Here is a 15056-nt window from a genome sequence, read left to right as displayed (position 1 = left end):
AGCGGCATGCGAACCTGGTGAAATAGCGTCCTAAATGTTAAGGAATTTGTTGATTTAGCTGCTGCAAAAGACTTTCCAACTGCCGCTGGGCCTCACCATAGCGCTGCCAGTCACCCTGCTGAAGCGCCTGTTGCCCCGTCTGATAGGATTCCAGGGCAGCCTGCACCAGCTCGGCTGTGGTCGTGGTGATCGGCGCAGGAGTTCCCTCGGGGGGCGCCGTGGTTGGCGGTGTGCTCGCTTCTCCAAAGATAACATCCAGGCTTTGCTCCAGGGTTTCGCGCATCACGACGCGATCGGCGTAGGCAACGATCACCCGCCGCAGCTCGGGCAGTTCGCCCTGGTCGGCCCGCAGGTAGATGGGCTGCACGTAGAGCAGCGACTGCTCCACCGGAATCACCAGCAGGGTGCCGCGAATCACCCGCGACCCCTGCTGGCTCCAGAGGGTGAGCTGCTCTGAGATCTCTGGGGTCTGGCTGATGCGGGCTTCGACCTGGGTGGGGCCAAACACGAGCTCCTGCTTGGGAAATTCGTAGAGCAGCAGTTGGCCGTAGTTGTCGCCGTCGGAGCCGCCCGCCATCCAGGCGATCATGTTGTCGCGGTTGGCGGGGGTAAAGGGCAAAATCTGTAAAAACTCCTCCCGCTCCAGGCGGGGTAGCTTCATGATGATGTAGTAGGGCTCCATCGCCTGGGTGGCCCCGTCCTCCTCATGTTCTGGAAAGCGCCACAGGTCTTCGCGGTTATAGAAGACCTCGGGATTCTCCATGTGGAAAGCCCGATACATCTGGGCCTGGACGGTAAAAATGTCCTGGGGGTAACGCAGGTGATCGCGGTAGCTGGCGGGCAGATCGTCCATCGACTTGAACAGGGCAGGGAAGATGCGGCTGAAGGTGGCCAGCAGCGGATCGCTGCGATCGCGGGCATAGAATTCGATTGTGCCGTCGTAGGCGTCGACGAACACCTTGACGGCATCGCGGATGTAGTTGATGTTGTTGCGCACCAGGGGATTGGTGCTCTCGACCAGAGAGATCAGGTCGGTGCGGTAGTTGAGCGGCTCGGCGTAGGGGTAGCGATCGCTGGTGGTGTAGCCGTCCAGCACCCACTTGATGCGCCCGTCCAGCACGACCGGGTAGGGGTCGCTATCGTAGGTTAGGAAGGGAGCCACCTGGCGCACCCGCTCGGTGATCAGTCGGTGATAGTGAATGCGGGTCTCGGGGCTGAAATAGTTGGAGATGAGAAGGCGAGCATTGCCCAGGTCGTAGGCATAGAACAGACGCCGCAGCCACGAGTTGAGCTGCACCCCCCCGACTCCGGTGTAGCGGTAGGCGGCGTTGGTGTCCCCCAGGGGGTAGTCAAACTCGTCGGTGTTGGCCCCGGTAAAGATGTAGTTGCGGGTGCCTTCGCCGTAGTAGATGCGGGGCTGGTCCAGGGGCAGATCGACAGTGCTGTCGGGGGGCACGTTGCGAATGAAAAATTCCGGTAGCCCGTTGGCGGTGACCTGGTTCACCGGGCTCATCACCACCCCAAAGCCGTGGGTGAATTTGAGCTGGCGGTTGATCCAGTTCTGGGCCTCCGGCGGCAGCTGCTCCACGGGCAGTTCCCGGGCCGAGAGGGTGACCTGGCGGTAGTCGCCGTTGAGGGTGTAGCGGTCGATATCGACATCCTCAAAGTTGTAGTAGAGGCGAATTTCTTGCAGCTGCTTGTAGGTGCTCAGCAGCGGGGCGTAGTCCCACAGGCGAATGTTGCCCACCGTGGGGGTGTTGGCATCGATCGCCTCGCGGGTAAGGTCATTTTCGGCGCGAAAGGGTTCTGTGGCAACGTTATCGAGGTTGTAGGCCTGCCGAGTAAAGGCAATATTGTGCTCGATATAGGGGCGTTCCAGGGTGAGCTCGTTGGGCTCGACCACAAAGTTTTGCTGAAACCAGGGGTACAGCCCATTCACCAGCACCAGCACCCCCAGGTAGATGGCAATGCCAAAAATAGGCAGCGAAAAACCACTGCGGGTGAGGGCCACCACAAACAGCATTGCTACCGCCAGGGTGACAAACCCCATCAGCCTGAGGGCTTGCAGGCGGGCGTGGACGTCGGTGTAGCCAGCCCCAAAGATGACCCCGCTGCCCGAGTACAGCAGCCCGTAGCGATCGAGCCAGAAGCCCGCCGCCAGCACCACCGCGATCGCCGCCAGCAGCAGGCACAGGTGGGCCTTGGCCTCCCCGGTGAGAAAGTACTTCCAGCCGCGCTCGGGGCGCACCTCCCCCTTCAGGGCGTAGACCCCAGCGGCAATCAGCAGGGCCCACACCAGCAGCCCCAGCAGATCCTCCTGGAGGCCCTGCCACAGCGGCAACTGAAAGATGTAGAAGCCAATATCCCGCTGAAAGATCGGATCGACGGTGCCAAAGGGGGTGGGATTGAGAAATTGCAGCACCCGCTGCCAGGCCCCGGCGGCCTGGAGGGCCACCCCCAGGGTGATCACCAGGATCAGCCCCAATACCCCCAGATGGATCATCCGCTCCAGGTAGTTGCGCTGGGTGAGGTCGCTGTAGCGGCTGAGGAAGCGGTAGCTGCGATCGCGGGTAATCCGCTGGGCGATCTGGTAGTTGACCCACAGCACCCCGGCATAGAGGATCGCTGTCCCCAGCCCCAACCCCAACTGCCACCGCAGCCGCAGCCAGAACACTGACCCATAGCCCACTGACTCAAACCACCACGATTCGGTCAGTAGATGGACCAGAGCACCGGAGAACACCAGCAGCAGGGTGATAGCCACCAACCAGGGCAGCAGGCGACGCAAACGCCAGGTTTTTGCGGGGGAATAGGTCACAGGGGAGGGGCAACGTGAGGGATTTACCAGGGCTCGATCCTAGCGTAACGGCCCCCAACTCCTGTATTTCGGTGAAGTTTTTTTGACCTGGGCCCGGCAGGCTCAGCGATCTAGAGCATCTCCTCCAGGGTCTGCTCGTACTCCTCCAAAGCCGCCAGCACCAACCCTAGCTCTCGGCGGTGGGGTTCGCTGGGGTCGAGCTGGTAGCGGAGTTGGGCTTTGCGGTAGCGTATTTCCTGTCGATCGCGTCGAGCTTCCTGTCGATTTCGTCGAGCTTCGCGTTCTGCTCTCTCATTTTCGCGTTCTCTTCTCTCATTCTCGCGGTTTCGTGCCTCAGCCTCGCGGTCTCGTGCCTCAGCCTCGCGGTCTCCTTCTCGATTTCGACGGTTCCACTCAACGCCGAAATTAGCCAGTGCAGCCAGGAGGGCTGCCACAGTGAGTCGGTTGCTCCAGAGCTGGGGCTGGGCGACGATGCTGAGGAATTGGAAGTCTTGTTGGTCATAGAACCTCAGAAACGCGACGGCGATCGCCAGTACTGTAACCAGACTGCCGGGCAGCAGCCCCAAAAAGTTGATCCACACCCGACGGTTGAATAGTGCCATTTTACGCCATCTCCCCTGGGCTCCGGGGCCGCCAAGACGGAGTGATTGTCCTTAGCATTCCCAGCTACCCCCGACCCCCGATAGTCGGCGCTATTATCAACATTTAATAAGCTCCTGCGGAATTGCCAAAATTGAGCGGTAGTTACCTGGGAAACCTTAAGCGTTAGCGATCCTCAGTCCTCCTCCTCGGTGCCCCAGCTATGAGCGAATACACAGGCATGACCCCCACCGTGATCATCGGCGTGGGGGGAACCGGCAAAGAGATCTTGATCAAAATTCGCCGCATGGTGGTGGAGCAGTACGGATCCCTGGATGCGTTGCCGATTGTGTCGTTTTTGCACATTGACACCGAGCAGAATGCGCGGGTCTCCGAGGCGCAAACTGTACTGAAGCAGGATATTTCCCTGCGGCCCATCGAGCAGATCTGGGCCAAGGTGGAGGACGCCAAGGCGATTCTCAACAAGCTCTCGGCCTACCAATACCTGGACGAGTGGTTCCCCAGCGAGCTGAAGGGCACCGATTCGATTCTGGCGGGGGCGGGGCAGATTCGCGCCCTGGGGCGGTTTGCCTTTGCCCTCAACTACCCGCTGATCAAAGACTATTTCAACAAAGCCAAGGGGCGCATCGTCGGCCACGAAAAGTTCATGCTCGATCGCTGGAAGGTGCAGCTCGACAAGGGCATCAACATCTTTGTGGTGTGTTCGCTCTCGGGCGGTACCGGCTCCGGCATGGTGCTGGATCTGGCCTACAACCTGCGCGACTGGGTGCCGATCTCCGAGCTGCCCCAGACCAGCGCTTTTCTGGTGCTGCCGGGGGCGTTTTCGGGGTTGGGCGATCGCGTCATTGCCAATGCCTACGCCGCCCTGATGGAGCTGAACCACTACAGCCGCAGCGACACCCGCTTCGACGCTCAGTACAGCGACAGCCAGAGCGATCGCATCACCAGCCAGAGCGGTCTCGACACCCCCTTCAACTTCACCTACCTGGTGGGCAACAGTAACGACAAAGTCACCTTCCCCACCCTGGGGGACGTGCTGGAGATGGTGGCCCAGAATGTGTTTCTAGATTTCACCTCCGGCTTCAGCCAGTACAAAAAGCTGGTGCGCGACAACGTGCGCAAACACTGGGCCAGCCCAGACGCCCTGGGCTACCCCCAGAACTTCATGAGCTTTGGCCTCTCCAGCGTGCAGTTTCCGGTGGAGCGGGTGCTGAACGCCTGCTCGGCCCGCCTGGCGGGCAAGCTGGTGGACTGGTGGAGCAACCCCACCCCCGCCCCCGCCGCCATGTCCGACCTGATTCGCACCGAGATTTTGCCTGGCCTATTTCTGGCCGAATCGGAGCACGATCACCAGATCATCGACAGCATCAGCATGGGCGACAACAAAAAGCCCTACGCCAAGGAAGTCGCCGACTGGGTGGCCAGCATCCGCAAGCGCCGCAACGACCTCAACATCCCCTTCGAGAACCTGCAACGGTTCATCTCCAACGAAGAAGAAAAGTATCGGCCCCACTTCCACGACACCGGCACTGACCCCAAACGCTGGAGCGACTACTTCCAAAAAATGTGGGACAACCTCAGCTGGCTGATCCCCGAAAAGCGGCGGGAACTGCGGGAAGCGGTGTACCAGATGGTGGAAGACCGCTTCCGGGGGCCAAAGTTCACCCGGCAGTTTTTGGAAGTGCTGATCGAGGTGTTTGCCGACTTTCGCAGCAAATTTGACCAGGACCGCCAGAAGTACTGGTTGCCCAGGGAGCGATCGGCCCAAAACGCCCTGCAAACCCTGCTGAAGCAGATCGACAACCACGCCAAGCAGATGATGATGCTCAACCGCAAGAAGGTCATCGAAGACGACTTTCAGGGCATCATGCAGGCGCTGGAGCAGATCTACGTGTCCAAAGTCGAGGTCAAGGCCCGCACCCTGGGGGTGATGCTGCTGGACGGCCTGCGGGAGGAAATCGACCAGCTTTTGGTGGATCTGACCGCCTTTGAAACCGTGCTGACCACCGTGCAGAGCGAGCTGCGCGACAAGGAGCGGGTCTACACCCGCGAAACCAGCGGCCTGACGGTCAACGGCATTCTGCTCTACGACGAAAAGGAGATCGACGCCGCCTACCGCAGCACCGTCGCCGACCAGGAAGAAACCCTCTGCCAGACCCTCTCCCAGCAGGTGCTGGAAGACCTGCGGCTGCGCCTGTTCGACCTCTACCCCTTCGACGCCCTGAAGACCAAAGACCTCTACGAACGGCTGCTGGGGCAAGCCATGGAGGTGTTTCGCCGCCGCAGCCAGCTCGACATCTCCACCGCCCGCAAGTTCCTGGAGCAGTACCCCACCGTGGAAATGCAGGAAGCCCAGATCAAGACCACCTTTGAGAAGTCGGAACCCTTCCTGCGCCTCAGCCAGGAGCAGAAAAAACTGGGCTGGGACGACAAGCTGGAGAAGTACCAGAAGCTGGTCGGCATCCAGGGGGGCAGCAAACCCACCGACCCGGCGGTCTCCGCCCTGCTGCCGATGATCCGCAAGACCAGCACCGTCACCGACAAGGAAATTCGCCCCCTCAACGACCCCTACCACATCTACTTTGTGCAGGAGACCGGAGCCTTCCCGCTGCGGCTGATTGAGGGCATGGAACGGATGCGATCGCTCTACCGCGCCGTGGGCCAGGCCGACCACAACCCCCTGCACACCCACCAGGACTACCGCCAGTTTGGCGATGTGATGCCTGAAACCAGCAACGAACGCCAGGCCCGCTACAACCTGATGCTGGCCAACGCCCTGGGCCTGGTGCGCCGCGAAGACAACCGGGTGACGGGCTTTGCCGAGGTCAAATTCACCTACCGCGACAAGCTCACCGGCTTCGACAAAACCGAAGTCATGGGGGCCACCTGGGCCGAAGCGGAGGACTTTCTCCTCACCGACCAAAACCGCCGACTGGCAGAAACCCTGGACAACAGCATCCGCGCCATCGGTGAACAGGCCGCTACCAAACCTCAAAAGCAGGTCCTCTACACCCAGGTGATGACCTACCTGCAACAGCAAGAACAAACGCTCCCCGGTGGCTCCGATAGCGACGAGTACAAGCGCATCCAGGCGGCGATCGCCGACTTCGTCACCACCCACCGCCTCTTCATCCCCGGCGAATCCGCCGCGCCCGAAGCCCCCGTACGGGCGCACAGCAGTGCGCCCCAACCGCCCCAACCGCCCACCCCCTCTTCCCCCTCTTCCCCCTCTCCCCAATCTCCCCCCCCTCCCCCCGCCCTCGACTCCGAAAACCTGGCCAAATACGCCAAGCTGGTCGAAACCTGCTATCGGCGAGGCAATCCCTCGCCCACGGAGCTAGAGCTGCTGGAGAAATTCCGGGTGAAGTACGGGGTATCGGTGGAACAGGCGAATGCGATCGCCGCCCAATACCAACCTCAAAACACCCTCGAACAGGCCGCCGCTGAATACGCCCTGATGTTCCGCGCTTTCATCGAAAATGACGGCGAGGTTGACCTGGAAGAACAGGCCCAACTGCTGGAACTCCAGGAAGAACTGGGCCTGACCAATGAGCAGGTGGCGATTATTGAGGAGAACGTGCGATCGGAATTGGCTTAGGGAAGTGCATACCCCAAAATATCTAGTACACTGAGTCAGAAATTTCTCAACTATTGTAGCGCAGTCGTCGTGTGCTTATGGCAAGCCAGAAACTTGCGCAGCGGTAGATTTACTTCCGCCTCAGAGTACTAGCTAGTTAGCATACCTTGTGATTAGTCTGGTTTGGAAAGCTGAAATATTAATTTTACAATCTGGAGTAACTGAGTGGCTAAGAAAGAAGCAAAAACGGATTTCTGGGTTCATGGTTTATTAAAAGACGCTGGCATTGAGTTAGAACCTCAAGGAAGCACCATTCTTGAAATTGACAAAGCCCTAAAGACAGCATCCAAGAGCGGTTCTGGCAAAGTAGGTTTTCCTGAGTTTGTTGGTGTAGTTAAAGACTTTCTTATTGTTATTGAGAACAAGGCCGACTTAGCCAAACACATAAAACTGGATTCCAAGGGCTTGATAAGCCTTGTAGCAAAAGATGTTCAAGATTTTTCCGTAAATGGAGCTCTGTTTTACGGCCAGCATCTAGCTCAAAATACTTTATATAAAAAAATCATAGCATTCGGGATTTCTGGTGACGAGAAAAAGCACAAAATCAGCCCTTTATTTATTGATGAGACAGAATACTATCGTGAGCTACCCGAGGTAGAGTCTTTTATCTCATTCAACGAACAAAACATTTCTGAGTATTACATCAGAGAAGTTCTTCAGGAAGATACTGATCGAGAGAAAGAGCTGGCCGAAATCCTCAGAGATGCCGCAGAGTTACATGAAGACTTGCGTAATTATGGAAATCTCAAGGATATTGATAAGCCGCTTATCGTTTCAGGGATACTTCTTGCATTGCGTGAAGCAGAATTTGGTAGCTTTGAAATTGATAACTTGAACGGCGATGAAATTGATACAGATGGCGAGAAAATTTACAACTCTATTGAGAAAAACTTAAAGCGTTCGAGAGTTTCACCAGAAGTCAAGAGAGACAAGATCCTAAGTCAATTCTCTATCATCAAAGATACTCATCTTCTGAATGAACTGAATTCAACATTAAACAAAACACCTCTCAAGCACTTTACTGAATTTTTGCATGAGAAAATTTACAAAAGCATCAAGTATACAAGCTCGTCAGAAGATTACTTGGGGCGATTTTATGGTGAGTTTATGTCATATTCCGGTGGAGATGGGCAAACACTTGGAATTGTATTAACTCCAAAGCACATCACCGATTTATTTTGTGAATTGGTAGGCGTGAAAGCTGATGACGTGGTTTTTGATCCTTGTGCTGGAACTGCTGGCTTCTTAATTGCCGCAATGCACTATATGCTTGCCCAAACCGGCAACGAAAACACCAAGAAAAATATTCGGCAAAAACAACTACATGGTTTTGAGTTGCAGCCTTATATGTTTACCATTGCTACAACCAATATGATTCTTAGAGGCGATGGCAAAAGCAACTTAATCAATTGCAATTTTCTAAAAGAAGCCCCAAACAAGCTACAACTCAAGGCAGCTACGGTTGGGATGATGAATCCGCCTTACTCACAAGGATCAAAGAAAAACCCTGACTTGTACGAAATTGCGTTCACCGAGCATCTATTGGATTCTTTAGTTGAGGGTGGCCGGGCTATCGTAATTATTCCTCAATCTTCGGTTACGGGCAAAACTCATGAAGAAAAAGCCATTCAAGCTAATATTCTCAAAAAACACACCTTGGAAGGCGTTATCACATTAAACAAAGACACATTCTATGGCGTTGGGACTATGCCCTGTATTGCCATCTTTACAGCAGGTGAGCCACATATTGCAGATAAAGAGTGTAAGTTTATTGATTTTAGAGAAGATGGCTTTAAGGTCAGTCCCCATATTGGCTTAATTGAAACGGAACAAGCTAAAGATAGAAAACAACACTTGCTGGATGTTTGGTTTGACCGAATCGAAGCAGAAAGCAAATTTTGTGTTAAAACGACTGTTGAAGCCAATGATGAGTGGCTACATAGCTTCTATTACTTTAATGATGAAGTCCCCTCCGATGCAGAATTTGAAAAGACTATTGGAGACTATCTCACTTTCGAGTTTTCAATGATTATGCAAAATCGAAAATATTTGTTTGAATCTTTAGAGACGGATGAGGCTGAAAATGTTGTTGAATCTTGAGGATAAAGATTGGAGTGAATTTTTTATTGAAGATGTTGCTGAAATATTATCAGGAAGAGATATTTATGAAGCAGAACGATATGCTGGAAATACTCCGTATATTTCTTCTACTGCAAAAAATAACGGCATCAGCCATTTTGTAGGAAACAGTAACAATACGTTAGAAGAAAACTGCCTTTCAGTGAATCGTAATGGTTCCGTGGGTTATTCTTTTTATCACCCATATAAGGGACTGTTCTCAAATGATTGCCGTAAGTTACGTCCGTATAACAAATCAAAATACGTTGGGCTCTTCCTATCTACTCAGATCTGTAGTCAGCGTGATAAGTATAACTACGGTTATAAGATGGGAACGGCAAGACTAAAACGCCAAAAAGTTATGCTTCCTATTAATGCTAGTGGAGAACCTGACTGGCAATTCATGGAGAATTACATAAAAGCCTTGATGGAGCAAAAAAAAGCTGAGTATATCAAGCATTGTCGAAAAGAATTAGCCAGGCTCAAACTCAAAGATATCGAACCACTTGAAGATAAGGAGTGGCATGAGTTCTTTATTGAAGATATAGCAGAGATTAAGGCTGGCAGACGTTTAACTAAGGCTGATATGAAAGTAGGCAGAAAACCCTTTATTGGTTCAACAGACTCTAACAACGGCATAACTGCTTTTGTTGCAAATACCAATTCCTCAGAAGACAGCAATATTCTTGGTGTGAATTACAATGGCAGTGTTGTAGAAAACTTTTATCACCCATACACCGCCATTTTTTCAGACGATGTAAAACGCTTATCTCTCAAGAGCATTGAAGGAAGCAAATATCTATATCTTTTCTTAAAAAATATAATTCTAAAGCAGAAGAGTAAGTACCAATACGCCTACAAATTCAACGAATCACGCTTGAAACGTCAAAAAATCATGCTTCCTGTTACCAATATTTGTACACCTGACTATGAGTATATGTCTCAGTATATGATAAATTTAGAGTATAAGAAGCGCAAAGAGTTTCTTGATTTTTGTACTAGTAATACAAGATCAAGCACTCAAGAGAAAAGCTAACAAGGCAATATGCTGGACTCGTCAATTCGCCGCTGATTTTAGAGTTACCTTGGCAGAGAAATACTTGCTATCAGTAGAAGATATTACACTGTAGGAATATGGAAACTTAGCTAGGGAACAACGAAAGAGTATGCTAGCCCTGAGTTACCCACACATTGAGAAGCAAGACGATCAACCTGTCCGATTACAGCGACTTCCACGGGTTCGCGTCGCCCAGATCGCCATGGATTACCTTGCCTACGGTTGGTCTGTAGAGAAAATATACTGATTTCTCTATTGAAACGCTAAATCATGCAGTCTGATCAGGCATCATCTATCCAGTTCGTTACCATATATAAAGCCCCTCAAAGAGGCAAAGGCAAAAAACTACTAGAAAAAGGATTTCAACTCGATGACTTCCCCTACAATCCTCCCTACTTCGATGGCAAATGCTACTTCGCTGGCCCCAATGACAAAAGCATTGCCGAAGAGTTCAACCAAAGCTACCAAGAAGGCATCCTTGAAGTCACTATTGATCGAGAGGCTTACAAGCAGTATTTCCAGTCATTAGAGTATTGCTATGATGAGCAAGACGGTCTCAGAAGAGTTGAGGTAGTCATCCCTCAAAATCTATTTCCAGTCCTAAATCAATTTTCACGAGTCCTTAAACCACGGTGAGCAGAATGGATGACACAAGTTGGGAGCAAGTCAAATCTCGATATAAGTTGGGCCAGTTTGTGCAAGGCGAAGTTGAGTTTCATGCGCCTTTTGGGGTTTTCCTAAAAATTGACGAATCTCCAGCACAAGGATTAATCAGAATTCCTGATTTTCTAGATGAAGGAGAAATGAATGAATCGATGTATCCAGAACTTGGTGAAATTGTAGGTGCAATTGTCGTTGGCTATAACGAGAGCAACCGCCGCGAAATTTATCTAAATGCAAAGCCCAGCATTTTACACAAAGCTCTTGTCCCTCTCAAGACACCAGCCTTCGCTACTTAGTGAGTGGAAGCCAGAATGGTTATTTCAACCGGCTCTTCTGGGTATCTGGTGATAAGCCAGCCTTATATCAAGCTTGGCAAGGGTTTCAGCCCCTCAATCGGAAGTGAAGTGTATCACGATATACAGTCTCAGTCATAAACCCAGAAGAGCCTTTCAACCTGACCTTAGAATTCTATAGAAGGGGTGTGATATGTCAGCAGCAATTCAGGACATTTACAACCACGTTTTATCAACTCTATCGCCTAATGAACGCCTCCAACTAGCAACCCTTATCCTCAATAACTTGGTTCAGGGAACTGTTGGTGTGGATGACAGCGATACCTGGACAGAACAAGATCAACTTGATCTCACGACATTTTCTCTTCAATATGCGATGAGTGCATTTCCGGAAGATGAGGAGATGACCGAGTGAGTTGCAGTCCGGGTGACATAGTAACGGTTGACTTTCCTGGTGTGACAGGCATTAAACGCCGCCCAGCCGTTGTACTGTCTTCCAACGAGTATCATGACCTTCGCCCTGATGTCATTATTGGCCTAATCACCTCTCAAACCAAAAGGCTGGGCACCACAGATTATGTGCTTCAAGACTGGCAGACCGCAGGGTTGAGGGTGCCATCGGTTTTCCGTAGCTTTATCGTGACCTTGCCCCGCTCCGCTAACCTAGTTGTAATTGGGCACGTATCGGCAAAGGACTGGCAAGGCATTAAAGCTTGTGTCAAAGTTGCCTTCGCTGCAATGGATGGCCATAACTCTTGATGCATACCCAGTGAGGAGGTTTCTGGCAACAAATTTGAAGTCACTGAAAGAGAGAGACAATATGGCGCAGGTAAAAGTCTTCTACGAACCAGAAACCGAGTTGCTGACAGTCTTCTGGCAACCACCTAGAAAAGAACAAATCAGCACCGAACTAGGTGATGGAGTCATCCTAATCAAAGACTCCACAACAGGAGAACCCATTGGCTTGGAAATTCTCTCCTACCATCCTGGTGACGATCGCTTTGATGCTGTCAGCGTTGAACTGGGACAGCTCAGTCCCATTCAGTAGGCAGACTTGAGTGAGACAAGATAGAACCCATGCAAGATTGAGAGATTCGTCAAGCCGAATTGACAAATCTCTAACAAAAGGGTTAAGCAGAACGTCTGATTTTTTAGATGAAGGAGAGTTGAGTGAGTTGATCTATCCAGAAGTCGGCAAAATCGTAGGTGCAGTTGTCGTTGGTTATAGCGAAAGCAACCGGCGTGAAATTTACCTAAACGCAAAACCCTGCATTTTGCACAAAGCTCTTGTTCCCCTCAAGACTCCTGCTTTTGCTTCTTAAAAATTAAGTTAATTGAAGACTTCATAAATTAGCCTTAGAAAAGGCGAAAAAAGTTTGATACAGATTAGTATCCAACCCTTTCCGCCCGATTTTACCCTTTGAAACCGAAGAAGTGGTTTAAGCAGCGATCGCAATTGCAAAATCCCGTCGCCGTCTAAAGCATTAGTTCCCAGGCATAGCTCCGGTTTGGCTGCGGGAGTCAATTTTGTCAGCTTTAAAGGTCCACTCGCCGTTGCTGTCCTGCATGAAGGTATTTTTGACCGAGTTCCAGGCAACTTCGCGAGCGCCGTCTTCACTAAAACCGTCCTGGGAAGCAGCATTGAATGCGGCCATAAAGATTTGCTTTGCCTCCTGAGGCAGAGACTGGGTCTCTTGCGGCAGCTGGTCTACATTTTCGTAAGGCATGAGGTTGTCTCCTTAATCATGCATGTTCTTGCGTAGACCTTAAAAGATTGGCACTGGCCTCAACCTCCGTCTTTCGCAATAAATTCAGTGCGTTTTTCCGTTGCCCTAGGGCAGGGATCGCTCTGGGTTGCGGGCCATTTTCCCTGCTCAATTGCCCGTCCTGCCGCTAGTTCGCCCCTGATTGCGCGAACTGAGTTTGGTGATTGGCCAGGGCGCTGCTTGGCCGCCTAAATCCGACTTTTTCTGGCGGCGGTTCACCCCCTGTCCAAGGGCAAGATGGATCTAATCAATCCCGCTTAATTTTTATGCACGTACAAAAAAACTGGCTGCCGCGAGTGGCGATCTCTCTGGTTGGCTTCGAGTTGGGGCTGGCCCTAGTCTACCTGGCCACGGTTTACCGGCGTGGGGAGGCGGTGCCGCTGCTCGACCTCAACGGTCTGCGATCGCTGCCCTCCTGGCTCCAGGCGGCGCACCTGTTTGCCATCGGTGGCCTGTGCCTGGTGCTGCTGCGGTATCGCCAGCGCATGGTCCGTCCGGTTTCCTGGTTTTTGCCCAGCGCCCTGGCGCTGCTCAGCTTCTACGGGGGAGTAGACGAGCTGACCAAACTTCACCTGGCCCTCAACCAGGTCGACTGGAAACTGATCTACCTGGGCATTTTGATCGCCATTCCGGTGCTGGGATGGCGAGACCTGGCCTGGATCTGGCAATCCCATCGCGCCTCGGTCCTGTGGGTGCTGGTAGGGATAGGCGTTTTTCTGCTGGGTGGGTTTGGGGCCGAGGCGGCAAAGGGCGCGATCGCCGCAGAACTGGCCAGCCATTCCTTCGCCCAGGGCCTTTTCCTGGGCGAACACTTCAGAATCACGATTGAAGAATTTGGCGAACTCCTGGGGGAAACTTTCATCCTCTACGGCATAGCTAGTTTTGTGACGCAGGTGTTGCCCCCCCGCGCCGCCCCTGATTCCGTTCCATAGAGCTGCCGTCATGCTCTATGATGCGGCCTGCCGGGTCGTTAGGGCATAATAGCCGCTTAAATGTGTTGGTGAACTATGCGATCGCCCCTCTCCACCCTGCCCAAGGCTGAACTCCACATCCATATCGAAGGCTCCCTAGAGCCTGAAATGATGGTGGCCCTGGCCCAGCGCAACGGCATTCAACTCCCCTACGAATCGGTGGAGGCGGTGCGGGCGGCCTACCAGTTTGAAAACCTGCAGTCGTTTCTCGACCTCTACTACGCCGGAGCGCAGGTCTTGCAAACCGAGCAAGACTTCTACGATCTCACCTGGGCCTACCTGCAAAAGTGCGCCGCCCAACAGGTGCGCCACACCGAAATTTTCTTCGACCCGCAGACCCACAGCGATCGCGGTATTCCCTTCGAGGTCGTACACAGCGGCATCACCCAGGCGCTTAAGGATGCCAGGGCTGAGCTGGGGGTTTCCTCGGCGCTAATTCTCTGCTTTTTGCGCCACCTCAGCGCCGAGGCCGCGATGGCTACCCTGGAGCAGGCCCTGCCCTACCGCGACAGCATCATTGCCGTAGGGCTAGACTCATCGGAGTTGGGGCATCCACCCGCCAAGTTTCAGACTGTGTTTGACCGGGCGCGGGCCGAGGGGTTTCTCACCGTGGCCCACGCGGGGGAAGAGGGACCGCCGGAGTACATTTGGGAAGCCATTCGTCTGCTCAAGGTGGCCCGCATTGACCACGGCGTGCGCTGTGTGGAAGATCCAGCCCTGGTGGAGTACCTGGTTGAGCACCAGATCCCGCTGACGGTGTGCCCCCTGTCGAACATTAAGCTCTGCGTATTTGAGACGATGGCCCAGCACAACCTCAAACACCTGATGGATCTGGGCTTGTGCGTCACGGTGAACTCTGATGACCCGGCCTACTTTGGCGGCTACCTGGCCGAAAATTTTGACGCGGTGGAGTCGGCCCTGGGGCTAACGCCCGCTCAACTGGTGCAGCTGGCCAAAAATTCCTTCAAAGCGTCGCTTTTGTCCCCAGCGGAGCAGCAGCCCTACCTAGAGGAACTATCGGTTTACTAAGAGGGCGGCGTCAACAGTAGAAATGAGGGTTCTCCTAGGGTGAGTTAGGGCAAGTGGGGGAATCTTTTTTAACTAGCCCACCGTTTACACATAACTTTACTGAT

Annotated in this window: 13 protein-coding genes; 10 read left to right on the top strand and 3 right to left on the bottom strand. The window is 52.9% G+C overall.

Annotated features, from left to right (window positions below; translation table 11 throughout):
* Nucleotides 1-37: 37 nt before the first annotated feature.
* Both NF78_RS14070 and NF78_RS14065 read right to left on the bottom strand, forming a co-directional pair.
* Complete coding sequence (locus NF78_RS14070) at nucleotides 38-2818, bottom strand: UPF0182 family protein (protein WP_035987309.1); 2781 nt, start codon at nucleotides 2816-2818, stop codon at nucleotides 38-40.
* A 110-nt stretch (nucleotides 2819-2928) separates the two neighbouring features.
* Nucleotides 2929-3420, bottom strand: coding sequence for a hypothetical protein (locus NF78_RS14065; protein WP_035987304.1), 492 nt, complete (start codon nucleotides 3418-3420; stop codon nucleotides 2929-2931).
* Nucleotides 3421-3620: 200 nt separating this feature from the next.
* Here NF78_RS14065 and NF78_RS14060 point away from each other — a divergent pair, with 200 nt between their 5' ends.
* The 8 genes from NF78_RS14060 to NF78_RS14030 all read left to right on the top strand — a co-directional run bounded on the left by NF78_RS14060 (nucleotide 3621) and on the right by NF78_RS14030 (nucleotide 12234).
* Complete coding sequence (locus NF78_RS14060) at nucleotides 3621-7016, top strand: tubulin-like doman-containing protein (protein WP_225885297.1); 3396 nt, start codon at nucleotides 3621-3623, stop codon at nucleotides 7014-7016.
* A gap of 204 nt (nucleotides 7017-7220) precedes the next feature.
* Nucleotides 7221-9155, top strand: a complete 1935-nt coding sequence (locus NF78_RS14055; protein ID WP_035987301.1) for a class I SAM-dependent DNA methyltransferase — start codon at nucleotides 7221-7223, stop codon at nucleotides 9153-9155.
* A complete protein-coding gene (locus NF78_RS29480) occupies nucleotides 9139-10209 on the top strand; it encodes a restriction endonuclease subunit S (protein WP_197064837.1) in 1071 nt (356 codons plus the stop codon). Before NF78_RS14055 ends, NF78_RS29480 begins: the two co-directional genes overlap by 17 nt.
* Nucleotides 10210-10500: 291 nt before the next feature.
* On the top strand, nucleotides 10501-10866 hold the full coding sequence (locus NF78_RS14045; RefSeq protein WP_035987299.1) for a hypothetical protein: 366 nt from the start codon (nucleotides 10501-10503) through the stop codon (nucleotides 10864-10866).
* A 5-nt stretch (nucleotides 10867-10871) separates the two neighbouring features.
* Nucleotides 10872-11189, top strand: coding sequence for a S1 RNA-binding domain protein (locus NF78_RS14040; RefSeq protein ID WP_035987296.1), 318 nt, complete (start codon nucleotides 10872-10874; stop codon nucleotides 11187-11189).
* A gap of 190 nt (nucleotides 11190-11379) precedes the next feature.
* On the top strand, nucleotides 11380-11601 hold the full coding sequence (locus NF78_RS14035; protein WP_035987293.1) for a hypothetical protein: 222 nt from the start codon (nucleotides 11380-11382) through the stop codon (nucleotides 11599-11601).
* Complete coding sequence (locus tag NF78_RS33485; protein ID WP_072016078.1) at nucleotides 11598-11945, top strand: type II toxin-antitoxin system PemK/MazF family toxin; 348 nt, start codon at nucleotides 11598-11600, stop codon at nucleotides 11943-11945. The genes NF78_RS14035 and NF78_RS33485 overlap by 4 nt, the downstream gene beginning before the upstream one ends.
* Nucleotides 11946-12006: 61 nt before the next feature.
* Nucleotides 12007-12234 carry a hypothetical protein gene (locus NF78_RS14030; RefSeq protein WP_035989749.1) on the top strand — a complete coding sequence of 76 codons (228 nt, stop codon included), beginning with the start codon at nucleotides 12007-12009 and terminating at the stop codon, nucleotides 12232-12234.
* 436 nt (nucleotides 12235-12670) lie between these two features.
* Here NF78_RS14030 and NF78_RS14025 read toward each other — a convergent pair whose 3' ends face one another.
* Nucleotides 12671-12913 (bottom strand): ChaB family protein, encoded by a 243-nt coding sequence (locus NF78_RS14025; RefSeq protein ID WP_035987290.1) that lies wholly within the window; start codon nucleotides 12911-12913, stop codon nucleotides 12671-12673.
* A 305-nt stretch (nucleotides 12914-13218) separates the two neighbouring features.
* Here NF78_RS14025 and NF78_RS14020 point away from each other — a divergent pair, with 305 nt between their 5' ends.
* Nucleotides 13219-13884: a hypothetical protein gene (locus tag NF78_RS14020; RefSeq protein ID WP_035987287.1), complete on the top strand. Its 666-nt coding sequence runs from the start codon at nucleotides 13219-13221 to the stop codon at nucleotides 13882-13884.
* A 75-nt stretch (nucleotides 13885-13959) separates the two neighbouring features.
* Nucleotides 13960-14952, top strand: coding sequence for an adenosine deaminase (locus NF78_RS14015; RefSeq protein ID WP_035987284.1), 993 nt, complete (start codon nucleotides 13960-13962; stop codon nucleotides 14950-14952).
* Nucleotides 14953-15056: the final 104 nt, after the last annotated feature.

The sequence above is a fragment of the Leptolyngbya sp. KIOST-1 genome, from assembly GCF_000763385.1.
GTDB lineage: Bacteria > Cyanobacteriota > Cyanobacteriia > Phormidesmidales > Phormidesmidaceae > Nodosilinea.
The sequence above is the reverse complement of the archived record's forward strand: the minus strand, read 5'-3'. Positions and strand labels throughout refer to the sequence as shown.